This window comes from Phocicoccus pinnipedialis (assembly GCF_903994035.1).
Classification (GTDB): Bacteria; Bacillota; Bacilli; order Staphylococcales; family Salinicoccaceae; genus Phocicoccus; species Phocicoccus pinnipedialis.
In genome coordinates this window covers 1-22,430 of sequence record NZ_CAJEWB010000003.1, presented here as the reverse complement: position 1 = coordinate 22,430, position 22,430 = coordinate 1, and the positions used below count along the sequence as shown (strand labels likewise).

Annotated in this window: 22 protein-coding genes and 1 tRNA gene; 2 read left to right on the top strand and 21 right to left on the bottom strand. The window is 38.8% G+C overall.

All coding sequences use genetic code 11. The features are described 5' to 3' along the window. From H9D55_RS08105 to H9D55_RS00570, 6 genes are all read right to left on the bottom strand, one after another. Positions 1 to 809: hypothetical protein (locus tag H9D55_RS08105; protein WP_208454715.1), on the bottom strand; the 809-nt coding region annotated here is incomplete at its 3' end. 4 nt (positions 810 to 813) lie between these two features. Continuing rightward, positions 814 to 2,625, bottom strand: coding sequence for a nucleoside-diphosphate sugar epimerase/dehydratase (locus tag H9D55_RS00590; protein WP_186075904.1), 1,812 nt, complete (start codon positions 2,623 to 2,625; stop codon positions 814 to 816). Further along, positions 2,622 to 3,407: a tyrosine-protein phosphatase gene (locus tag H9D55_RS00585; protein WP_186075902.1), complete on the bottom strand. Its 786-nt coding sequence runs from the start codon at positions 3,405 to 3,407 to the stop codon at positions 2,622 to 2,624. The genes H9D55_RS00590 and H9D55_RS00585 overlap by 4 nt, the downstream gene beginning before the upstream one ends. Continuing rightward, the gene (locus tag H9D55_RS00580; RefSeq protein WP_186075900.1) at positions 3,407 to 4,096 is read right to left on the bottom strand and encodes a polysaccharide biosynthesis tyrosine autokinase; all 690 of its coding nucleotides are present in this window, start codon (positions 4,094 to 4,096) and stop codon (positions 3,407 to 3,409) included. Before H9D55_RS00580 ends, H9D55_RS00585 begins: the two co-directional genes overlap by 1 nt. 10 nt (positions 4,097 to 4,106) lie before the next feature. Then, positions 4,107 to 4,772 (bottom strand): Wzz/FepE/Etk N-terminal domain-containing protein, encoded by a 666-nt coding sequence (locus H9D55_RS00575; protein ID WP_186075898.1) that lies wholly within the window; start codon positions 4,770 to 4,772, stop codon positions 4,107 to 4,109. 87 nt (positions 4,773 to 4,859) lie between these two features. Beyond that, positions 4,860 to 4,931, bottom strand: a tRNA-Arg gene (locus H9D55_RS00570). Positions 4,932 to 5,100: 169 nt separating this feature from the next. Here H9D55_RS00570 and clpP point away from each other — a divergent pair. After that, positions 5,101 to 5,688: an ATP-dependent Clp endopeptidase proteolytic subunit ClpP gene (gene clpP, locus H9D55_RS00565; protein WP_186075896.1), complete on the top strand. Its 588-nt coding sequence runs from the start codon at positions 5,101 to 5,103 to the stop codon at positions 5,686 to 5,688. An 89-nt stretch (positions 5,689 to 5,777) separates the two neighbouring features. Beyond that, positions 5,778 to 6,287, top strand: coding sequence for an acyltransferase (locus H9D55_RS00560; RefSeq protein ID WP_186075894.1), 510 nt, complete (start codon positions 5,778 to 5,780; stop codon positions 6,285 to 6,287). A 34-nt stretch (positions 6,288 to 6,321) separates the two neighbouring features. Here the strand turns inward: H9D55_RS00560 and whiA are convergent, their stop codons facing one another. The 15 genes from whiA to H9D55_RS00485 all read right to left on the bottom strand — a co-directional run. Continuing rightward, entirely contained in the window at positions 6,322 to 7,266 is a 945-nt protein-coding gene (gene whiA, locus H9D55_RS00555; RefSeq protein WP_186075892.1) for a DNA-binding protein WhiA, read from the bottom strand. An 11-nt stretch (positions 7,267 to 7,277) separates the two neighbouring features. Beyond that, positions 7,278 to 8,258 (bottom strand): gluconeogenesis factor YvcK family protein, encoded by a 981-nt coding sequence (locus tag H9D55_RS00550; protein ID WP_186075890.1) that lies wholly within the window; start codon positions 8,256 to 8,258, stop codon positions 7,278 to 7,280. Continuing rightward, positions 8,245 to 9,129 carry an RNase adapter RapZ gene (rapZ, locus tag H9D55_RS00545; protein ID WP_186075888.1) on the bottom strand — a complete coding sequence of 295 codons (885 nt, stop codon included), beginning with the start codon at positions 9,127 to 9,129 and terminating at the stop codon, positions 8,245 to 8,247. Before rapZ ends, H9D55_RS00550 begins: the two co-directional genes overlap by 14 nt. 57 nt (positions 9,130 to 9,186) lie before the next feature. Continuing rightward, a complete protein-coding gene (gene trxB / locus H9D55_RS00540; RefSeq protein WP_186075886.1) occupies positions 9,187 to 10,116 on the bottom strand; it encodes a thioredoxin-disulfide reductase in 930 nt (309 codons plus the stop codon). A gap of 61 nt (positions 10,117 to 10,177) precedes the next feature. Continuing rightward, entirely contained in the window at positions 10,178 to 11,602 is a 1,425-nt protein-coding gene (locus H9D55_RS00535) for a tetratricopeptide repeat protein (RefSeq protein ID WP_186075884.1), read from the bottom strand. Then, positions 11,589 to 12,083: an acyltransferase gene (locus H9D55_RS00530; RefSeq protein ID WP_186075883.1), complete on the bottom strand. Its 495-nt coding sequence runs from the start codon at positions 12,081 to 12,083 to the stop codon at positions 11,589 to 11,591. The genes H9D55_RS00535 and H9D55_RS00530 overlap by 14 nt, the downstream gene beginning before the upstream one ends. After that, positions 12,084 to 12,971, bottom strand: coding sequence for a prolipoprotein diacylglyceryl transferase (gene lgt, locus H9D55_RS00525; protein ID WP_186075881.1), 888 nt, complete (start codon positions 12,969 to 12,971; stop codon positions 12,084 to 12,086). Then, positions 12,961 to 13,905 (bottom strand): HPr(Ser) kinase/phosphatase, encoded by a 945-nt coding sequence (hprK, locus tag H9D55_RS00520; RefSeq protein WP_186075879.1) that lies wholly within the window; start codon positions 13,903 to 13,905, stop codon positions 12,961 to 12,963. The genes lgt and hprK overlap by 11 nt, the downstream gene beginning before the upstream one ends. A gap of 197 nt (positions 13,906 to 14,102) precedes the next feature. Next, positions 14,103 to 15,275 carry a DUF4097 family beta strand repeat-containing protein gene (locus H9D55_RS00515; RefSeq protein WP_186075877.1) on the bottom strand — a complete coding sequence of 391 codons (1,173 nt, stop codon included), beginning with the start codon at positions 15,273 to 15,275 and terminating at the stop codon, positions 14,103 to 14,105. Then, on the bottom strand, positions 15,275 to 18,124 hold the full coding sequence (gene uvrA, locus H9D55_RS00510) for an excinuclease ABC subunit UvrA (RefSeq protein ID WP_186075875.1): 2,850 nt from the start codon (positions 18,122 to 18,124) through the stop codon (positions 15,275 to 15,277). The genes H9D55_RS00515 and uvrA overlap by 1 nt, the downstream gene beginning before the upstream one ends. Positions 18,125 to 18,130: 6 nt before the next feature. Beyond that, a complete protein-coding gene (gene uvrB, locus H9D55_RS00505) occupies positions 18,131 to 20,101 on the bottom strand; it encodes an excinuclease ABC subunit UvrB (protein ID WP_186075873.1) in 1,971 nt (656 codons plus the stop codon). A gap of 82 nt (positions 20,102 to 20,183) precedes the next feature. Beyond that, on the bottom strand, positions 20,184 to 20,429 hold the full coding sequence (locus H9D55_RS00500; RefSeq protein WP_186075871.1) for a DUF2198 family protein: 246 nt from the start codon (positions 20,427 to 20,429) through the stop codon (positions 20,184 to 20,186). A 3-nt stretch (positions 20,430 to 20,432) separates the two neighbouring features. Beyond that, positions 20,433 to 21,068: a YfbR-like 5'-deoxynucleotidase gene (locus tag H9D55_RS00495; protein ID WP_186075869.1), complete on the bottom strand. Its 636-nt coding sequence runs from the start codon at positions 21,066 to 21,068 to the stop codon at positions 20,433 to 20,435. A gap of 1 nt (position 21,069) precedes the next feature. Beyond that, positions 21,070 to 21,645, bottom strand: coding sequence for a TlpA family protein disulfide reductase (locus H9D55_RS00490; RefSeq protein ID WP_186075867.1), 576 nt, complete (start codon positions 21,643 to 21,645; stop codon positions 21,070 to 21,072). Between the two features lie 117 nt (positions 21,646 to 21,762). Then, positions 21,763 to 22,430, bottom strand: a 668-nt coding sequence (locus tag H9D55_RS00485; protein ID WP_208454714.1) for a CHAP domain-containing protein, incomplete at its 5' end; no start/stop codon positions are given.

Below are 22,430 nucleotides of genomic sequence, written 5' to 3'. Positions count from 1 at the left end.
GTTATAGCTACAACTATTATTGGCAAGAACCTTTGTTTAATAAAATTCATAAACAAAAATAAAACTAATATCAATAATAGTACTAATATAAAACCCCTCGATACAGTTAATGCTCCTATAATACCTACGTATATTATTAATACTAAATTCGAAGGAGCAATCCTAATTTTCTTTAAATTAGTTAATACCAGATAACAACTGATTATGAACGCACTATGTTTTCCTACCATATTCGGATTTATTAACAAAAAACCTTCCTCTTTATGATACGGCAGATATCCAAACCTTCTAATAACTGTGAAAAATTCAGAAACATTATATAAATTAATATAGGTTCCAATTGTTAATACTGAATATGATATGAACCCATATAACATATATTTAAAAGTAAGAACTATGTCAATTTCTTTTTGAAGTGGCTTTAGATAAATAAATAATATAAGACATATTGAGAAGCCAAGCCATTTTATAACACTCTCATCATATCCGTAAAACGAGTTCAATAAGACATGAACACCTTCGTATAAGATTAAAATTATAACCATGACTAATGTATTGTTTAGAGGCGTTTTAGAGTGATAATTTTTCATTAAAAATATTAGAAAATACACATTAGCTATATAGAGCAACGTACTTGTAGAAATCATCATCAAAAATAAAAAGATTCCTAAAACGTTTTTTTTAGTAGAAAATAAAAACGCTAAGAAATATAAAATTGCCATTATAATCATTGGTATACTAATGAAATTTTGGTCAATATACACTAGTAAAACTATAAAACCTAAATTCAAACTACCCAGTTTGCTCATATTTTCACCACAATCTTCTATTAGCTACATCCAGTAAGTAGTCCTTGCTTTTGTCATTAGATATTCTATCCAATATACTTTTAATTTGGGTTCTATTAACACTGTCAACATTACCTCTATAAATTTTATCATATACCTGATTAGGGTGAATTTCACTTTCATCAAGTAACTCTTCAAAAAGTTTCTCTCCTGGCCTTACACCAGTAAACTCTATTCCGATATCTTCTTCTTTATAGCCGCTTAGTCTAACGAGATTTTTAGCGAGTTCAACTATTTTAACTGGTTCACCCATATCTAACACGAATATCTCTCCACCTGTAGCTAAAGCACCAGCTTGTAACACAAGTCTAGACGCTTCCGGTATAGTCATAAAGTAACGCGTCATTTCCGGATGTGTCACCGTCACCGGTCCACCCGCTTCAATCTGTTTCTTAAATAAAGGAATCACTGATCCTCTAGACCCTAGTACATTACCAAATCTAACTGCAACAAAATCTGTTTCACTTTCTTCATCATTCAGACTCTGAATGATCATTTCGGCAACGCGTTTCGTTGCACCCATGACGTTAGGTGGGTTAACTGCTTTATCTGTAGAGACCATTACGAATTTTTTAACTTTCGCATCTTTGGAGGCCTCTGCAACGTTTTTTGTACCAAAAATATTATTTTTAACCGCTTCTTCTGGATTATATTCCATTAATGGTACATGTTTATGCGCTGCAGCATGATACACGACGTATGGTTGATATTGATTCATGATGTCAAACATTCTTTCGCGATCCTGAATATCTGCAATAACGGGTACGAATTCTATCTTATCCCGATATGTATTCGTGAGTTCTTGATGTATAAGATAGATACTGTTTTCACCGTGTCCGACTAGTATAATTTTCTCTGGCTCGAATTTTGCTACTTGTCGACAAATTTCAGATCCTATTGAACCGCCTGCGCCTGTCACAAGAATTATCTTCTTAGTCAGTTCTTTTGATATCATTCCCATATCGAGTTCAACGGGTTCACGCCCTAATAAGTCTTCTACTTCAACCTTTTTAAGTTGGTTGACCTCGATACGCCCTGCCATTACCTCTTCGATATTCGGCATCTTAAGTACTTCAATCCCTTGTCCTTCAGATAATTTACTTACTTCAGATAATCGTTTTGGGGAAAGTGTCGGTATCGCAATAATCACTTTTTTTATTTTATATTTAGCAATGAGTTGAGGTATATCTTTAATTTGACCTTGTACTTTAACTCCTGCTGTTAACATCATATTTTGTTTATTTATGTCATCGTCGACCACTGTAACGGGCTCCATGCCCATGTAAGGTGTGGTTAACATTTGGCGGACGAGTAGTGAGCCCCCACGTCCCGCACCTACAATGAGTGTGGGGACCTTTTTTATATCGCCATTCTCTATGAATTGGCGTCTAATCACTCTCCAGGACAAACGAGAGCCGCCTATTAGTATTAAATGCATCATCCAAGTAATAAAATATAGTCTTAAAAATGGTGCACTCTGCGTCACTATTGGTACAACCGCTACAGTAACAAGTATTGAACCTGTCACTGCTTTTACGATTAATAAAAGTTCACTCACACTGGCATATTCCCATGCGCGATGATATAAATTAAACATATTCGCAAAAATATGATGACTCATAAGTAATACTGCAGCAGAAAGCACCAATGTTTTCATAGAATGTTCTGAAAAATAAGGTTCTAAGATGTAATAACCTAAAAACACTGAAAATGTCACAATCAATGAGTCCAGTATTATCAGTGCAAGTAGTCTCATTCTAATAGATGAATTTCTCATAGTTCGTCCTTCCTTTGAAACAAACCAAAAAACCGTTTCTTTACTCTCGGTTCTTCCGGCCTATTTTTATTTAACTTATCATTGTTTACGATTACTTCTGCATTATTTAATAGTCGCTTAATTTCATCCTGAATATTTTTTAGATTTTTATTCGTGAATAAGCTTTTCATTATAAACGGTCGGGTTTCTGAGTGATGAGCATCTGATGCAACGAAATGTACGAGATTGTGCTCTATCATTTGAATCGATAACTTTTGTGTTTTTTTACCCATATCACCATTTAAAGTTGTACTTGTCAGTTGCGCAAGTGCGCCCGCATTGACTAATTCATATAAGATAGATAAGTCATTTGCTATTGCTTTATTTCTCTCTGGATGTGCAATAATGGGTATGTAACTCTTTCTTTGTAATTCAAAAATAATTTGTTTTGTAGATGATGGCACGTGACTAGACGGTAATTCAATCAGTACATAATTTGACTTGTTTAGCCCTATTGCTGTTCCTTGTTCTAAGCCCTCAAATAAATGATCTTTTAAACGAATTTCTTGACCTAGCAATATTTCAATACCTAACGCTTTAACTTCTGGGTATTCCATTAGCTCATCCACTTTTTTTCTCACAACTGAAGTAGGTGTATCCCAGTTTGGGTGTAAATGGTGAGGCGTTGCGACAATATGAGTAATCCCTTCATCTCTGGCTTGCTTTAGAAGTGCTAGTGATTCTTCAAAGGTTTCTGGTCCGTCATCTACACCGATTAAAATATGATTATGTAGATCAATCATTACTCATCACCGTAGTAATAATAGTAGTTGCTTGTGTTTTTCTCTAATGTTGCTTTGTTTAAAATTACACCAAGAATTTTCGCACCAGACTGTTCTATCAGTTCTTTACCTCTTTTTACCTCTTCACGATTATTGTTTTCTGCATCGATGACTAAGACAACATTATGGGCGAGTTTAGAAAATAATTGAGAATCTGTCACAGACAATGTAGGTGGTGTATCGATAATAATCATATCAAATTGAGTTTTTAATTTATTAAAAACTTCTTTAAATCGTGTCGAACCAATTAATTCCGAAGGATTGGGAGGTATCGGACCTGACGTAAGTAAAAATAAATTCTCGATATGTGTTGGTTTTATAAAATCATCAGGTTCTCCATTTTCGACAATTAAAGATGATAACCCTTTGGTGTTAGTTTCGTTAAAGATATAATGTTGCGTTGGTTTTCGCATGTCTCCATCAATAATTAACGTTCTTAAGCCAGACTGTGCATAAGTTATTGCGATGTTAGAGGTTATCGTAGACTTACCTGCATCCGGTTTTTCAGCTGTCACTATTAATGAGTTAATGTTATTATCTACCCTTGAAAATGATATATTCGTACGAATCCCTCTAAACTTTTCGCTAACCGGTGACTTAGGGGCTTCGTATGTAATCAGTGGATTTAATTTTTGTTTTTTCTTAGCCATAATTATTCACTCATTTCTCCTTTGCAATTGTTCCTAAAATTGGTAATTCAAGTATTTCTTCAACGTGCTCTTCTGTACGAATTCGTGTATCTGTCATTTCTTTTAAGAACACTAATGCTAACGCAAGAATAAACCCTATAAATAACCCGATTACTGCATTGATCGGTGTACGTGGTTCTACTTGTTTTGCATCACCTTCCGCTACTGAGAGTATCGATACGTTATCTACACTCATAATATCCACGACCTCATCACTAAAAACTTCAGAGATTGTATTTGCAAGTACATTAGATATTTCAGGCGCTTCGCTCGTGACATTAATATTTAGCACTTGTGATTCTGCCTGGTTATTTACTGAAAGCATCTCTCTAATTTCGTCTGCTGAGTATACCTGATCGATATTTTTTTCTACTTCATCTAGTATTCTTGGACTTTTAATAATCTCCGTATATGTATTGACCAGTTTTAAATTGGATTGAATTTGTTGCGCCATTTGTAAGTTGTCCGTTGGTTTCTCATTAACAAGTAACTGCGTTGTTGCTTCATATTTTGGCGTAATAATAAAAAGTGACACTGCTAAGGCTGCACCTAAGAAAATAAGCGGGAGTAGAATAAACACCCATAAATATTTCTTAATAATTTTAAATAAATCTCCTAAGTCAATCGTTTGTTCCATAGTATCCTCCGATTTTAAATTAATCTAATATATTATAGCCTTAACTTCCTCCTATATCAACGATATAAAAGGAAGTTAAGGTTCAAACGCCCCCGAGAAGAATCGAACTCCTATCTTAAGAACCGGAATCTTACGTGTTATCCGTTACACCACGAGGGCAAAAATACATTATACTTTTATTATAATGTACTTATGCATAAGTTTGTATGAATTTTACAAATACTTTACATAAAGTACTTTGTAATAATCCATAAGTTCAATTCTTTGACCTTATTTGACTAAGATGGTATAACTATAATATAAACATTCTTATTAGGAGGATTTTTTAATGAATTTAATACCAACGGTTATTGAAACAACAAGTCGTGGGGAACGTGCGTACGACATCTATTCCAGACTTTTAAAAGATAGAATTATTATGATTGGTAGTGCAATTGATGACAATGTTGCAAACTCTGTTGTGAGCCAGCTACTTTTCTTACAAGCTCAAGATGCTGAGAAAGACATTTACCTTTACATTAACTCTCCGGGTGGTAGTGTGACTGCAGGTATGGCAATCTATGATACGATGCAACACATCAAACCGGATGTCCAAACGATTGCTATCGGTATGGCTGCTTCTATGGGATCATTCTTACTTGCAGCTGGGGCTAAAGGTAAACGATTTGCGTTACCAAACGCTGAGGTGATGATACACCAACCTCTTGGCGGTGCTCAAGGTCAAGCAACTGAAATCGAAATTGCTGCTAAGCATATTTTAAAAACACGTGAGAAGTTAAACCGAATTCTCTCTGAAAGAACGGGGCAACCTTTAGAAAAAATCGAAAAAGATACTGATCGTGATAACTACCTCAGTGCTTCTGATGCAGCAGAATACGGCTTAATTGATGAAGTATTAGAACCAGGTAAAGATTAATGTTTTATTAAAAATTTATTAACCCAAATATTTTTATTTGGGTTTTATTTAACGTTTAGTATAATATTTAATGAAGGGAGAAGATACATATGAGGAAAATGATTAGTAACTATAGAAGAAAATATTACATAAACAAATTAAAAAAAAGGGGAGTACAAATCTCTAATGATTGCAGAATTACAGGGAAACTTACTATTGGCAGTGAGCCTTATTTAATCAGTATTGGAAAAAGTGTAACAATTTCAGATGATGTAGTTATACACACTCACGATGGTGGTTCTTGGATATTCAGAAATAATCCAAAACATAAATATCTCATTAAGTACGGAAGAGTCACAATTCATGACAATTGTTACATAGGTCACAGAGCTATAATTTTACCTGGCGTGACAATAGGCCCTAATTCTGTAGTTGGAGCTGGTGCGATTGTTACCAAGGATGTAGAACCAAATTCTGTTGTAGCTGGAGTTCCGGCTAAGACGATTTCAAGTGCAGATGATTATTTAACTAACTTGATTAATAAAGTACCTGAGTACGATAGTAGATTTTCTACAGACCGTAAAAATCTTCTTTTAGAATTATATCCTTACCCATGGTAACAAGTCATGCCTTGATATAACTAGGCATGACTTGTTATATTTTTACATCTTCTCCATTACGGAGTTTCTCTGCAATCTCATCTAGTTTTCTCAGTCTGTGGTTGACGCCGGATTTTGATATTGCGCCTGTTGAAACCATTTCGCCGAGTTCTTTCAAACTCACGTCCTGATGTTCAACCCGAAGTTTGGCAATTTCTCTCAGTCGATCCGGTAGTGCATCGATGCCGAGTTCTTTATCAATAAATTTAATGTTATTTACTTGGCGCATCGCTGCGTTAATGGTTTTATTCAAATTCGCAGTCTCACAGTTCACCAGTCGGTTCACCGAGTTTCTCATATCACGGATAATTCGGATATCCTCGAATTTCAACATCGCTTGTACGCCGCCAATTAAGCCAAGGAAGTCCGATATCTTTTCTGCTTCTTTTAAATACGTGATGTAACCGCGTTTTCTCTCAATATATTTTGCATTCAGTTCGTACATGTTCATGAGTTCTGTGAGCTCTTGAGCATGCGCTTCGTATAGCGATGCGACTTCTAGATGGTACGCACTTGTTTCTGGGTTATTCACAGAACCCGCGGCAAGAAATGCGCCCCGCAAATATGAGCGTATGCAGCAGTCATCTTTTCGCACTTCTTCACTCACGCTATGAATAATTTCCCCTTCTCGCAATACGTTCAAATCATCCAGTATGTCTCGCGTCTTGTCTGTAATTCTACATATATAAACATTATTCTTTTTCAACTGCATTTTTCTTCTAACAAGGAGTTCGATTTCCACGCCATACACTTCTTTGATGAGTGTAAAGATTCGTCTTGCGATCGCAGCGTTCTCAGTCTGGATATTTACAACAAATTTTCCATTATGAAAACTGATCGATCCGTTCATTTTTAAAAGTGCAGCGAGTTCTGATTTCATACAACACGCATCTACTTCTATACGCGTGAGTTCGTTTTTCATCTCTCTCGCAAAGGACACAGTCATCCCTCCTATTCTTTATAAGTCAGTGCATCGGTTTCGTCGAGCATCAGGTCATAGACCACTTTAGCAAGTATTTCGTTATTATGGCGAATTACACCCTCTTCACTCACTTCTAAGAGTTCTTTGCTCGTATGTAATTTAATCCCCCGACGATTTAAACTTTCCTGGTCACACACAACAAAATCAATACCTTCTGCTGTATAACGTGCTGTTTCTTCATCTGTTAATTCTAATTGACTCATAATTATAAAGTCGATAATCTCTTTTCCAATATGTGCGTGCAGTGCATCTACATGGTCACATGCACTCATGCCCATGGTCTCACCCGGTTGTTGCATGATGTTACAGATGTAAATGCTTTTAGCTGTAGCATTTTGTAATGCTGATTTAACGCCGGTTGGTAAGACATTTGGAATAATACTTGTATATAAGCTTCCTGGTCCAAATACAATATAGTCCGCCGCTTCAATCGCTTCAATTGCGTGTGGTGATCCTTGCAAATCCATAGGTAGCAACAACATCTTTTTAATGTTTTTATCCGCTTTTGGAATATAACTTTCGCCGACATAGATCGAATTGTCATCCATCACGGCAGCAAGTTTCGGTGATTCGTTCGTACTCGGAATCACTTCTCCACGTACATTTAAAATCTTAGACAATTGCCTTACTGCCTGCGAGAAGTCTTTTGTCATATCAAACATCGCTGCAATCATTAAGTTGCCGAGTGAGTGCCCGCTAATTTCATTCTTGCTAAATCTAAATTCAAACAAGCGCTCTAATGTTTCCTCACTCTCACTTAATGCAGAAAGTACGTTTCTAATATCCCCTGGTGCTGGCATGTCAATCTGTTCACGTATTAACCCTGTTGAGCCACCATCGTCTGCAACAGTGACAATCGCTGAGATATTAATTGGATATTGTTTGAGACCACGTGCCAGAACACTGAGACCCGTACCGCCACCAACTAGGACGACTTTAATCTTTTTCATGGATTACACCTTCTATGTGTGCATCTCTGTGAATCGTATTAATTTCGTACTTATACTTATTATTTAAGCGTTTAGATAAGCGTTCCACAAGCGATACTGAACGGTGTTGACCTCCTGTACAACCAATCGCGATATTGAGTTGTGATTTACCTTCTTTCACATAGAGTGGCAGCATAAACGTCAGCATATCTGCGAGTTTTCTGTAAAAGCGTTCGGTATCTTTGAATTTCATAACATAGTCATAAACTTCTTGATCGAGTCCTGTTTTCTTACGAAGTGCTTCGATATAGTATGGGTTTGGTAAAAATCGCACATCAAAAACGAGATCTGCATCTTTGGGCAGTCCGTGTTTGAAACCAAAACTCAGTAAGTTTACAGTAAATAACGTGTCTTTATTTTTATTTAAATATTTATATACTTCTTCTTTTAAACCTTTTGGACTGTGTTCCGTCGTGTCAAAAACGAACGTCGCGATTCCTTTTAAATCCGCTAGAATTTCACGTTCTTCTCGGATTGCTTCAGTCAGAGTAGTTCCCTTGTTTAACGGATGTGATCGTCTCGTTTCTTTATAACGAGAAATCAAGCGTTCGTCTGACGCATCAAGGAAAAGTATCGACAACTTCATGTCTTTTTGTAATGGAAGTTCATGAATTTCGTGGATATAACGTTCAAACATTGATTGTCCGCGGAGATCGATACCCAGGGCAACGTTATGCATTTCTTCATTCGTTGATTCCATAAGCTCAACAATTTTTGGAAGTAAAACGGGAGGTAAATTATCGATGCAGAAGTACCCCATATCCTCTAGTGCATCTAGCGCTACGGATTTACCTGCACCACTCATACCTGTCAAAATAATTAAATCTTTCATTTTGCCAACCCCTCGCTTGGTTTTAAAAATGATGGAACCTTATGGCTCCATCATAGATTAAATCTCTAGTGTTCCAACGTAATCTGATGCATTTTGAGCCGCAATACTACCATCGCCAGTCGCTGTAACAATCTGTCTTAATTGTTTTACGCGGACGTCACCAGCAGCATAGATACCAGGAACTTTAGTTTCCATTTCTTCATTTGCAATGACATAGCCTTCTTCGTTCAGTATTCCTAAACTTTCAAATGGCGCTGTCAGTGGTTGCGTTCCGATGTAGATAAACACACCATCTGCATCGAAATCATAAGTTTCATTCTTATCTTTGTCGAATAACGTCACAGATTCTACGACGCTATCCCCGTTAATAGAGTGAAGTTCTGTGTTCCAAATAAAATCAATTTTAGGGTTGTTAAACGCACGATCTTGAATGATTTTTTGCGCACGAAGCGCGTCACGTCTATGGATGATTGTCACTTTATCAGCAAATTTTGTTAAGAAAATGCCCTCTTCGACTGCTGAGTCTCCGCCACCAATCACGACTAAGTGTCTATTTTTAAAGAATGCGCCGTCACATACCGCACAGTAGCTGACGCCCTTACCAGCGAGCAGGTCTTCACCCGGAATGCCCATTTTTTTATGCTCTGCACCAGTAGCGATGATGACTGATTTTGCGCGAATCTCCTCACTAGACGTCTTGATGACTTTGATGTCACCATCGAGTTCTACAGACTGGATATCGCCATATTTGTATTCTGCACCAAATTTCGTTGAGTGCTCAAACATTTTTTGTGATAATTCTGGTCCAGTCACATAGCTAAACCCTGGGAAGTTTTCGACATCCTCAGTGTTCGCCATCTGTCCGCCTGGCATGCCACGTTCTAACATTACTGTCGATAATTCAGCACGAGACGCGTATACTGCAGCTGTCATTCCTGCAGGGCCTGCACCGATAATTGCTACGTCTACTATATTCGTATTCGTCATTTCAATTCTCCTATTTCTTTATAATTCACTTTCCTAATTATAGTAGAAAGCGTGCGTTCTTTCATTCATTTTGCTTAATGAGACGGACTGCTTCCTCGAGTTGTTTCATATACACATTGTTTGTCTTTGAAATGTCTAAAAGTGAATCGCCGTCTGTGTTGTGATAGATATACATGTACGCGAATGCGAGTGTCTCTCCTTCATGCTTTAGTTCATTCTTCGAGCCTTCTAAATTTCTAATTAGGTCTATGAAACCAAGCATCTCCGCATCAGTGGCATCGATTGCTTCGAGTGTTACAAGTCCATCATGAAGTCGGTCGATTTTAGACATCTGTAATTGGTTATATAGATATGCTGTGTATAGCTTTTCCCTGGTCCCAAATCCATCGATAAGGTCCCACATAGGAGACCCTAAGATGATGTCAGATGGGGCGATGAGTGACGACTTGAATAGTCCTAGGACTCTCATGTCTGCATCATCGGATTGAAGATATACATCAATGATACGATTCAGTTCTTCTCGCGCGTCGCGTCTCTTCCAAGGACTATGCATTTCATCGAGTTGTTGGAACTTTTGAAGTTCCTCCCAATATTGACGCGATTCTTTCTCTTTACCAATGTTGAATGAAGACTGTGCGAGCGCGTGCAACAGTTGGAAATTGATGATTACTTTTTTCTTATATAGCGGATAGAGCAGTTTATAAGACATCTCGCTCTTGTTTAAGAAATTTAATACGAGTCCTACTTTTAAGCGTGCGTCTTCGTCAAGTGGTTCAACGACTTCTAACTTACGGAGAAATCGCGTGTATTGCTCCATGTTGCCTGTGTAAAAGTATAGAAGTGTTAAATGACTCAGTGCTGTCATGTCTGTCTGATCTTCTTCGAGTAACGTCTCTAAAATGACTTGTGCTTCTTCGAACTTGTTTAAGAAAAGTAGTGCCATCGCCTTTTGGTTACGGTACGCTCTCGTCTCCTGGATTTCAATATCTAATGAATATAAGAAATCAAGTGATGCTTCGATATTCCCATTCATAAAGAGTGTCTGGAATATAAACATGCCAATAAACTCATCGGCTTCTTCTATAATTTCATCGTAATCAAATTCTGCAATTTCAAAGATTTCAAAGAGCTCATCGTAAAACTCTGTATCGTCATACAGGTCTACGTATTTCATACCGAAGAGGAGCGCTTTGTTTGGCTCTTCGTCGATGATGTTGACTTCTGATAAGTCATAGTAGTATGTCGTGTCGAAGTTATCGCGCACAAACATGTCAATTAAAAACTGCTCTGCCGCTTCCGTTTGTCCGGAAGACGACATTAAGTATGCAAGTTCTGATATATATTCTCTGTTTTGCGGCTCGAGTTCATGGGCACGAAGCATCAATTCGCGCGCTTCACTAAACATTCCTGCGTGCTTTTTCTTCATCGCCTGCATGTAATAAATTCGCCCATCTGATTGGAGCGAAATGATATTATTCTCGTTCATTTTGTCGCTCCTTTATAATCATTGGGTTTCCGTATGCGAGTGAGTTGTCGGGCACGTCTTTTGAGACGACAGTGCCTGCACCAATCATGCAATTTTCTCCGATCGTGACACCCGGTAAAACCGTGACGTTCGCGCCGACCATCGTTTGTTGTCCGATCACAACGTCGCCGATTCTGTATTCATCGATTAAATATTCATGTGTCAGAATGGTCGTATTATAGCCAATGATTGAATTGTTCCCGATAGTAATACGCTCCGGGTAAAAAAGGTCCGGCATAGCTTTATATGCAACTGACACATGGTTACCTAATTTCATGTTAAGCCCACGCTTGTAGAATACGTGTTTTAATCTGGTAGAAGGCATAAAGCGTCCGAGTTCAATCACGACAAAGTTTTTGGCCACTTTTAAAAATGAAATTGTGCGATACATTCTCCATAATGGATTCGGTCCCTTTACTTTAAACCGTTCTACTTTTCTCATTTATTTCTTCCTTTTCTTGTTTGCTTTTACTGTCTTAACCGCTTGCTTACGTCTCGCTTTTTTTCTGTCTTTATCTGATAAAAGGTTTCCGTAAACCTCACCATAAACTGGCGGCTTCATTTTTATTTCGCGGTAAATCCAAAGGACAATCGCTAATATAATTAACCCAAGAGACATGAGTTGTGCTGTGCGAAGTCCTCCGAAGAACATCAAGCTGTCTGTACGCATGCCTTCTATGAAGAATCGACCAATCGAGTAGTAAATCATGTATATAAACAGTGTTTGACCCACCTTTAATTTCGGTCTCAGTATAATTAGTAATACGAATCCAAGAATATTCCAAATGCTTTCGTATAGGAATGTCGGATGGTAATACGTTCCATCAATGTTCATATGATTGATTATAAACTCAGGGATGTGTAAGTTTTCTAAGAACGCACGGCTCACTGGTCCACCGTGTGCCTCTTGGTTAATAAAGTTCCCCCAACGACCAATCGCTTGACCGAGTAGTACGGAAGGAATCAAAATATCGGCGAACTGGAAGAAACTATATTTGTGTTTTTGTGTAAAGTATACTCCCGCGAGTACGCCCCCAATCAGACCACCGTGGATCGCCATACCGCCTTCCCACACCGCGAAAATTTCGAGTGGATTCTGTATGTAGTACCCAATATTGAATAATACGAAGTAAAGCCTCGCACCAATCAGAGAGAATATGATGATATAGAACATCATATCCATAAGCAGGTCTTTATTGAATCCTTTTTTAACCATTTCTCTATTTGCGACGACATATCCTAGGAGCATCGCTATAAACATGATAATACCGTACCAATAGACGTCCCAGCCAAATAAGTTAAACGCGACGCGGTCTATGTTAGATGTCATGACGAGTCTCTCCTCCTGATTTTTGTCGGATGAATGCTTTTAAACGTTCGTTAAATTCTTCAGCTGCGTTGATACCCATCTTTTGTAAGCGAAAATTCATGGCAGCGACTTCGATAATGTTGACGAGGTTTCGTCCAGGTCGAACTGGGATCAGCTTTTGAGAAACTTCCGTATCTAAGATTTTCATGGAGCGTTCTTCTAATCCGACACGGTCGTATTCCTTGTTTTTATTCCAAAACTCTAAGTGTACATTGAGCATGATGCGCTTTTCGTTGAGCACAACACCGGCACCAAATAGTGTCATCACATTAACGATGCCTATCCCGCGAATTTCGAGTAGGTTTTCAATGAGTTTTGGCGCTTTCCCAATGAGTTGATCTTTTTGAATTTGTTTAATTTCGACGTTGTCGTCTGCGACAAGCCTATGCCCATTTTTTACAAGTTCGAGTGCAATCTCACTCTTACCAATGCCACTTTCTCCGGTAATTAGAACACCAATTCCGTAGACATCTAAAAGTACACCGTGTACGTTCGTCTCTGGAGCGAGTGCCATTTCAAGGTAATCGGTCAGTGCATAGTTGAACCCTGTTGTAGTCATGCGTGTAGAAAGTAACGCGGTGCCTGTTTTGTCGCACGCTTTGATGAGTGCTTCTGGCGGTACATGACCGTGTGTTAAAATAATACACGGTGTGTCTTTACGACACAGTGAATGCGCACGACTCTCTTGTTCTTCATCGGTAAGACGATGCATGAAGAACGTCGTCTCAGTAGTACCAAAAATTTGGATGCGCTCGGAAGAATAATGTGAAAAATACCCCGCAACTTCAAGCCCGGGACGAGACACATCAATGCTCACAATCTCTTTATTTAGACCTTCGCTACCAGCATGTAGCGTCAGATCAAACTTTTCCAGTATATCTCTTACAATAATCATAATAAGTCCTCGATTTTTTGGTTAATAAGTCCATTATATCAAAAACTGTACGTCTTAAATATGTATCGGATTCGAAAGGTTGTTTAATTGTGTGGTACGTGCACATTGAGTGATATTTATGTATTCGTGATTTTTAATACACGATTAAGACTTCCACGAAAAAACCGAATCCACTTAAGGATTCGGTTATTTTATTACTAATTTCTGTGCAATGTGATGCTGCCGATTTTTGTTGAGGCTTCGATTACGAGTCCCGTGTCTTTATCATTTAAAATCATAACTTCTTTCAATCCAAAATCGGATGGTTTCATGTAACGCGTGTCGAGTCCTGGTGGATAATTCAGGTTACCCATTACCGTTGACAAGCGTCCAGCAAGTTCTGTTCCAGCAGGAACTTCGATATTGATGCCGCCGACATTTGTATTAACGCTCACAACTTCTGCTTTGTCACTTACTGATAGATTCACAGAACCGTTAGAGTGTATGTCTATTTCTCGTGCATTCAGCTCATCTGTTTTAACAGAGCCGAGCATTGTCACAACTTCAAGCGCGTCATACTGTCCCTTGTCTACATCCACCTGTCCTTTTGAAGTGCGTAGAAAACCTGTTTTCACCATCAGGTGATCCACAGTGATATCTCCATTCAAAATGTCTACTGTTAAATCTTCTGTTGCGATGTCTTTCACATCGATATTTCCATTTGATCCGGAAACAATCAAGCGTTTTAAATCTAGAGGGTTTACTTCAACCTCTACATTCACTTTGGCACTTCTAAGTGGAGATAAAATAATCAGTTCTTCGTCTTTCACTTCGCAGACGATGTCTTGGAAGTAGTTGCGCTTTTTATCAAGCTTGTGATAAAACGGTGTGACTTCAAAACGGACAACGGTTGTGCCAGTCGTTGGTTTGATAGATACATTTCCGTTTGTCACATCGATGCTCATCTTTTTGAATGGCAAGTCGAGCGTTTCAATCATTCTATTTTTTGTTCCTTTTGAAAAAATAGAATCGATATTCGTATTTTTAACAGAATCGAACGTCTTTTCAAACGTTTTAACGACTTGTTTAAATTGTGCTTGGTTTTCTGCCGATGACTTTACATTTTGGAATGTGTCTTTCATATTTTTTTCGATTTTATCGATATCCACATATTTACCCACTTCATCCGTCATCTGTTCAAAGAATTGGAACATCGGGTTATTATCTTTTTCAGTATATTGGTGTTCTGATTCTTCTACTTTTGGTTCTTCTTCACTTCCAACATCCATGTCTTCCGTTTTATAGTTAAGTGCATTCATCAGGTCAATCGCTTCTGCAGTAGTAATTTTGCCATCTTCTAATAATTTCAGAATTCTTTCTTTGCTATTCATTACTTGACCTCCTGGTGGCTTCTTTCAAGCCATTTCTTTAAATGATACCCCGTATAACTACGTGGTTCTTTCATGATATCTTCAATTGTACCATGCGCAACAACTTCTCCTCCACCATCGCCACCTTCAGGGCCTAAATCTATGATATGATCTGCAACCTTGATCACATCTAAGTTGTGTTCAATGATAACCACAGAGTCTCCATTGTCTACGAGGCGTTGAATGACATCTATTAAACGACGGATGTCGTCTGAGTGTAGTCCTGTCGTTGGTTCGTCAAGTATATAGAGTGTTTTTCCATTTGAACGTTTGTGTAATTCAGATGCAAGTTTCACGCGCTGTGCTTCGCCACCTGACAGAGTTGTTGCCGGTTGCCCAAGTTGAACATATTCTAAACCAACATCTTTTAAAGTTTTGATCTTACGTTTAATTTTAGGAATGTTTTCGAAGAATGTGTATGCTTCTTCAACTGTCATCTCTAAAATATCGGAGATATTTTTATCTTTATATGTGACCTCGAGCGTTTCACGGTTATAACGCTTACCGTTACACACTTCGCACGGTACGAAAACATCTGGCAAGAAGTGCATTTCGATCTTGATAATACCGTCACCTCTACATGCTTCACAACGTCCGCCTTTCACGTTGAAACTGAAGCGCCCTTTTTGATATCCACGGACTTTGGCTTCGTTTGTGTTTGCAAACACATCGCGAATATCGTCAAATACACCTGTATATGTCGCTGGGTTCGAACGTGGTGTACGGCCAATCGGTGATTGGTCAATATCGATGATTTTGTCCAGATACTCTGCTCCAGTTACGCTGTCTGCTTTTCCTCTTGTATGTTTTGATTTATATAGTTGTTGATGAAGACCCTTGTACAGAATTTCGTTTACCAACGTACTTTTACCCGAGCCTGATACACCTGTTACGACTGTCAGAACACCTTTAGGAATATCTACATCAATGTTTTTTAAGTTGTTTTCTTGTGCGCCACGGATTCTAAATACCTCTGATTTATCATGTGTACGGTATTTTTCTGGGAGTGGAATATGACGCTTTCCACTTAAATATTGCCCAGTTAACGAGTGATCGTCATTCATAACATACTCGGGCGTTCCTTCTGAGACAATTTCACCACCATGCACACCTGCTCCTGGACCAATATCGATTAAATAGTCACTCGCGAGCATCGTGTCTTCATCGTGTTCAACGACGATTAACGTATTACCGAGATCACGCATTTCATGCAGTGTTGATATGAGTCTGTCATTGTCTCGTTGATGGAGTCCAATTGATGGCTCATCAAGAATGTAGAGTACTCCCGACAGCATCGAACCGATTTGAGTAGCCAGCCTGATGCGCTGCGCTTCTCCACCTGAGAGTGTACCGCTTCTACGGTTTAAGGTTAAATAGTCGAGCCCTACGTTTTGCAAGAACTTCAGACGGTCATTTACTTCTTTTAAGATCGGTTTCGCAATCTGACTGTTTTGTTCAGAAAGTGTTAAGTGAGTGAAGAAATCGAGTGCCTCGTGCACCGATTGATCCACAGATTCACCAATGTGTTTGTGATTAATTTTTACAGATCTTGCTTCTACATTTAAACGATAACCGTCACATGTTGGGCATACCGTTTCTCTCATATATTGTGCCATCTGTTCTCTCGTATATGCTGACGGACTTTCACGGTAACGTCTGTCTATATTGTTCATGACACCTTCATACTTCATTTCTCGTGATCGTTTTACGCCGTTCATCTGTTCAAAGTGATACAGAATATCATCGTCTGAGCCAAACAGGATGATATCTTTTTGTTTTTTCGTCAATTCTTTAAACGGTTTGCTCATATCGATATTATAAAACTGAGCCGTTTGCTCAAGTAGATTTGGATAATAGTTCGAACTGATTGGTTGCCATGGCAATATTGCACCATCTCTAAGCGATAGCGTTTCATCCGGCACAACAAGTTTTCTGTCTACTGCCCATTTAACACCGAGACCATCACAGTCTATACATGCACCAAATGGTGCGTTAAATGAGAACAATCGTGGTTCAAGTTCAGGTAGTGTGAATCCGCAAATCGGACATGAGAAGTTCTCTGAGAAGTGGAGATCTTCTCCGTCAATGACGTTAATATCCACATTACCATGCGCTTTTTCTAACGCAATTTGGAGAGAGTCTGATAGTCGAGACTCCACACCTTCACGAATACCGATACGGTCTACGACCACATCGATATCGTGTTTCGTGTTCTTATTTAATTCTGGAACATCATCGACGTCATACATATCACCGTCAACGATTACACGTGCAAACCCTTCTTTATGAAGTGCTTCAAACACTTTTTTATGTTGTCCTTTTTTACCACGTATAATCGGAGCAAACACCTGAATGCGTGTTCTTTCAGGAAGTTTCATGATTTCATCGACCATTTCTTCAATGGTTTGACTTGAAATTTCGATGTCATGATTTGGACAGTACGGTGTTCCCGCACGTGCATACAACAGCCTTAAATAATCGTAGATTTCAGTGATTGTTGAAACAGTCGACCTAGGATTGTTTGACGTCGTCTTTTGGTCAATTGAGATTGCGGGAGAGAGTCCCTCAATTGTATCCACATTCGGCTTTTCCATCTGCCCTAAAAATTGGCGGGCATATGAACTAAGTGATTCCACGTAACGTCGCTGACCCTCAGCATAGATTGTGTCAAACGCAAGTGACGACTTCCCAGAACCAGAAAGTCCTGTCATTACAATCAACTGGTCTCTTGGAATGTCGATATCAATATTTTTTAAGTTGTGTTGTCTCGCGCCTCTTATTTTTATGTGTGTATTATTGCCTAAAGCCAAATTAAATCACCCTTCTGCTTTGAGTTCAAAGAGTGCATCACGCAGTTCTGATGCGCGCTCGAAATCGAGTTCTCGTGCCGCTTCTTTCATATCTTTCTCTAACTGCTTGATAACTTTTTCTCGCTCTTTCTTTGTCAGTTTTATTGTTCCGGCTTTCTCTGGTCGTTTATCATCTTTAACTTCTACTTCCGCACTGATAAGGTCTCTGATTTCTTTCTTGATTGTCGTTGGTGTGATCCCATGTTTTTCATTAAAAGCAATCTGAATTTCACGACGTCGTGCCGTTTCGTCTAGGGCATATCTCATCGAGTCCGTAATTTTATCCGCATACATGATTACGTGACCTTCACTGTTACGCGCAGCACGCCCAATTGTCTGTACTAATGCACGAGATGAGCGAAGGAACCCTTCTTTGTCCGCGTCTAAGATTGCGACGAGTGAGACTTCTGGAATGTCGATTCCTTCACGGAGCAGATTGATTCCGACTAATACGTCGTAGGTGCCAAGTCGAAGTTCTCGAATAATTTCAATACGCTCTAAAGTCTTGATTTCTGAGTGTAAGTACTGTACTTTTACGCCTGCTTCTTTTAAATATACCGTTAAGTCTTCTGACATTTTTTTTGTGAGTGTTGTGATAATCACACGTTCATTTTTCTCACTGCATTTTACAATTTCGTCAAGAAGATCATCTATCTGGTGTTCCGTTGGACGTATGTCTATTGTCGGATCTAAGAGACCCGTAGGACGAATAATTTGTTCGACCATTTTTTCAGTATGCTTCAGCTCAAATGGCCCTGGTGTCGCAGACACATAGAGTAGTTGTTGCGCTTTGTTTAAAAACTCATCAAACATGAGTGGACGGTTATCGAGAGCCGATGGTAAACGAAATCCGTGCTCAACGAGTACCTTCTTACGCGCTTGGTCGCCGTTGTACATTCCGCGAATTTGCGGTAACGTTACGTGTGACTCGTCAATCATAATGACGAAGTCCTTAAAGTAATCGAGGAGCGTGTAAGGCGTTGAACCGAGCGGACGAAGCGTCAGGTGGACGGAGTAGTTCTCTATACCTGAACAGAATCCCATCTCTCTCATCATTTCAAGGTCGTAGTTTGTACGTTGTTCTAAACGCTGTGCTTCGAGCAACTTGTTTTCATCTCTAAGTTTCTTAAGCTGCTCTTCTAACTCTTTTTCAATACGTTCGATCGCTACTTTCAGCTTTTCGTCACGCGTGACGAAGTGGGATGCCGGGAACAGCACGAAGTGTTCACGTTCATTTAATACTTCTCCGGTTAGGTAGTTAATTTCTCTGATTCTATCTATTTCGTCTCCGAAGAATTCAATGCGAATACATTGTTCCTCTTTTGACGCAGGGAATATTTCTACGATATCTCCACGGACTCTAAATGTACCACGCTTAAAGTCAATGTCATTGCGCTGATATTGAACGTCGACGAGCTTACGCAACAGTGCATTACGGTCGATTTCCATACCGACACGCACATTCACTCTCATATTTTGGTACTCTTCCGGGTTACCTAAACCATATATGCACGACACCGATGCGATGATGATTACGTCGTCACCTTCGAAGAGAGATGACGTTGCCGAGTGTCTCAGCTGGTCAATTTCATCGTTAATCGATGCGTCTTTTTCTATAAACGTATCTGTGGACGGAACATAAGCTTCCGGCTGGTAAAAATCATAGTAACTCACAAAATATTCCACACGGTTATTTGGAAAAAACTCTTTAAATTCACTATATAATTGTCCTGCAAGTGTTTTGTTGTGTGCGATGATCAACGTCGGCTTGCCAATTTCTTTGATGACTTGACTCATCGTGAACGTCTTACCTGTACCCGTAGCACCGAGCAGTGTTTGGTGGCGCTGACCACTTTTCAACTGTTCTACTAACTCTTTTATAGCCTCAGGTTGGTCACCAGCAGGTTCGAAATCTGATACTAATTCAAACTTTGCCATTATTATTGCCTCCGCTATTCGATACTTCTATTTTACTACAAAACCACCAAAATAAAAAAAGAAACGACAAACACACGTTCGGTCATTTCTTTTCATCATTTTGATGTTGATCTATGTTGAATATATCTATCAGTATATATCCGATAACGATGCTTAATGCATCTAAATAAATTACCCATTCTGAGTTATAAAAACCACGTGATATTGAGACCGCAAAAATAATAAAAACAAGAATAATCGCCACGTATCGATTTCTTGTAAATGCAGTGAACATGACGATTAAAAACGCAGGCACGACTAGTGCCATCATGTACCAAAATAATTCCATATACTATTCTAACTCCAGAATCGCTTCAGTAATAGTTTTTAGCTCAGATTGGGGAATGGAACGCTCTGCGAGCATTTCTGTGAGTATGTTTTTTAAGAAGTCACGCACGCACGCAAGATGCTTGTATCTTTTAATTACACCGAGCGATTCTTCGTATACTTCAAAAAATAACTCCTCTGGATTTCCTTTTTGAATTTCTCCAAAAGATTCATATAACAAATCTATTTTGTCGGCTACTGATAAGATTTGTCCTTCAATTGTGCTGTCTTTACCATCGCTAAATCTGTCCTTATAAATCTGTTGAAACGCTTTAGGAAATTCACGCTCGACAAATTTAGCAGTCATCGTTTGTTCGACTTGCGAAAATAACTGGTTGATTTCGAGTGATGCGTATTTTACAGGTGTCTTGATGTCTCCTGTGAATATTTCTGGATAGTCATGGTTTAACGCTTTTTCATATAATAACTTCCAGTTTATTTCTGTACCATTATATTCTTCTACCGTTGCAAGATATTGTGCAATCTTCGTTACCTTAAAACTATGTGCTGCTACGTTATGCTCTTGATATTTAAACTTACCAGGCATACGTGTTAATTTTTCTAGGTCATTTAAACTTTTAAAGTATTGATGTATGCCCATGTTATTGCTCCTTTACAAACTGAATGTATTGGTCAAGTGTCTTGTTTGATAACTCTCCGACGTAGACGCGAACAATATTGCCTTCTTGATCTAAAAAGAATGTCGTTGGTATCATTATAAGTTTATATCTTTCAAGTGCCTCTGTTTCGTCTTCGAATAAATAGATCGGATAGTCGACGCTGAACTCCTGTAAAAATTTATTTCTACCTTTTTCATTATCCGATATGTTGACACCGACAAGTGCGATATCGTCATCTAAATCGGTGTAGTAATCATCTAAGAGAGGCGTTTCACTTCGGCATGGTCCACACCAGGATGCGAAGAAATTCACCACGGTTACCTTATTTTTTACTATGATATTTTGTAAATCCTCGTCAGCGTTAATCACCTTCGTGACAGGTAAATCTAGTTTGTCACCTGAAGCATGATGCGTATCATGAGGTTGTGTCTCTTTTATCGTTTCAACATTGGAATTAGACAGTATCTCGTCTGACTTTTGTACAACTGCGTAAATACTAATCCCGATCACGACAATTGCAAGAATCGCAATCACCGAAATGAGTATCTTTTTGTTCATGATGCGGCCTCCCTGATTTGTTATAACAATTCTACCATTAACTCTACTCAATGATTAAGTAAAGGCATTAACAAATTTTATAAAAAAAGCTACCCCTAAGGGTAGCATATATATATATTAATGAATGAAGTTGTGGCTTGCAACTTTGCTTGCTGAGATTGTTCTAATTGTTTTAAACCCTGCTGTTGGCCAACCCATTTCAGATACCGTGATTGAACCGTCTGGGTTGATTGATTCAACAACTGCTACGTGTCCCATACCGTATGCGCCGTTTGTACCAGCATAGCTATGTACAATCGCACCAACTGATGGCGTGTTATTTACGTTATAACCGTTCGAACGTGCATTGTCTGCCCAATTATGCGCGTTACCCCACATATTTCCTACACTTTTACCTAATTCTTTACGACGCTCAAACGCGTACCATGCACAGTCGCCATAGTAATAAAAGTTTTGTCCGTATGATGACACTGGTTTTGAAGTCGTGTTAGAAACTGGATTAGCAGCTTTTTCTGCTGCTTTCTTTTCAGCAGCTAACTTCGCTTGGCGTTGTTGCTCTTGTTGAGCAGCAATTCTTTGTTGCTCAGCTTTGATCGTTGCTTGACGATCTGCTTCTGCTTTTTGTGCTGCAATTCTTTGTTGCTCAGCTTTGATTGCTGCTTGACGATCTGCTTCTGCTTTTTGTGCTGCTACTCTTTGTTGCTCAGCTTTGATCGCTGCTTGACGATCTGCTTCTGCTTTTTGTGCTGCTACTCTTTGTTGTTCAGCTTTAATCGCTGCTTGAC

What these genes read in the sequence shown, in the direction of transcription:
- H9D55_RS00585 (WP_186075902.1), bottom strand. Translation starts at nt 3,407, where the DNA reads ATGATTGATCTACATAATCATATTTTAATCGGTGTAGATGACGGACCA.
- H9D55_RS00500 (WP_186075871.1), bottom strand. Translation starts at nt 20,429, where the DNA reads ATGGAATTATTTTGGTACATGATGGCACTAGTCGTGCCTGCGTTTTTA.
- rapZ (WP_186075888.1), bottom strand. Translation starts at nt 9,129, where the DNA reads ATGAAAGATTTAATTATTTTGACAGGTATGAGTGGTGCAGGTAAATCC.
- uvrB (WP_186075873.1), bottom strand. Translation starts at nt 20,101, where the DNA reads ATGGCAAAGTTTGAATTAGTATCAGATTTCGAACCTGCTGGTGACCAA.
- clpP (WP_186075896.1), top strand. Translation starts at nt 5,101, where the DNA reads ATGAATTTAATACCAACGGTTATTGAAACAACAAGTCGTGGGGAACGT.
- H9D55_RS00490 (WP_186075867.1), bottom strand. Translation starts at nt 21,645, where the DNA reads ATGAACAAAAAGATACTCATTTCGGTGATTGCGATTCTTGCAATTGTC.
- H9D55_RS00590 (WP_186075904.1), bottom strand. Translation starts at nt 2,625, where the DNA reads ATGAGAAATTCATCTATTAGAATGAGACTACTTGCACTGATAATACTG.
- H9D55_RS00575 (WP_186075898.1), bottom strand. Translation starts at nt 4,772, where the DNA reads ATGGAACAAACGATTGACTTAGGAGATTTATTTAAAATTATTAAGAAA.
- lgt (WP_186075881.1), bottom strand. Translation starts at nt 12,971, where the DNA reads ATGACATCTAACATAGACCGCGTCGCGTTTAACTTATTTGGCTGGGAC.
- H9D55_RS00515 (WP_186075877.1), bottom strand. Translation starts at nt 15,275, where the DNA reads ATGAATAGCAAAGAAAGAATTCTGAAATTATTAGAAGATGGCAAAATT.
- trxB (WP_186075886.1), bottom strand. Translation starts at nt 10,116, where the DNA reads ATGACGAATACGAATATAGTAGACGTAGCAATTATCGGTGCAGGCCCT.
- H9D55_RS00560 (WP_186075894.1), top strand. Translation starts at nt 5,778, where the DNA reads ATGAGGAAAATGATTAGTAACTATAGAAGAAAATATTACATAAACAAA.
- H9D55_RS00580 (WP_186075900.1), bottom strand. Translation starts at nt 4,096, where the DNA reads ATGGCTAAGAAAAAACAAAAATTAAATCCACTGATTACATACGAAGCC.
- H9D55_RS00530 (WP_186075883.1), bottom strand. Translation starts at nt 12,083, where the DNA reads ATGAGAAAAGTAGAACGGTTTAAAGTAAAGGGACCGAATCCATTATGG.
- H9D55_RS00495 (WP_186075869.1), bottom strand. Translation starts at nt 21,068, where the DNA reads ATGGGCATACATCAATACTTTAAAAGTTTAAATGACCTAGAAAAATTA.
- H9D55_RS00550 (WP_186075890.1), bottom strand. Translation starts at nt 8,258, where the DNA reads ATGAAAAAGATTAAAGTCGTCCTAGTTGGTGGCGGTACGGGTCTCAGT.
- H9D55_RS00535 (WP_186075884.1), bottom strand. Translation starts at nt 11,602, where the DNA reads ATGAACGAGAATAATATCATTTCGCTCCAATCAGATGGGCGAATTTAT.
- hprK (WP_186075879.1), bottom strand. Translation starts at nt 13,905, where the DNA reads ATGATTATTGTAAGAGATATACTGGAAAAGTTTGATCTGACGCTACAT.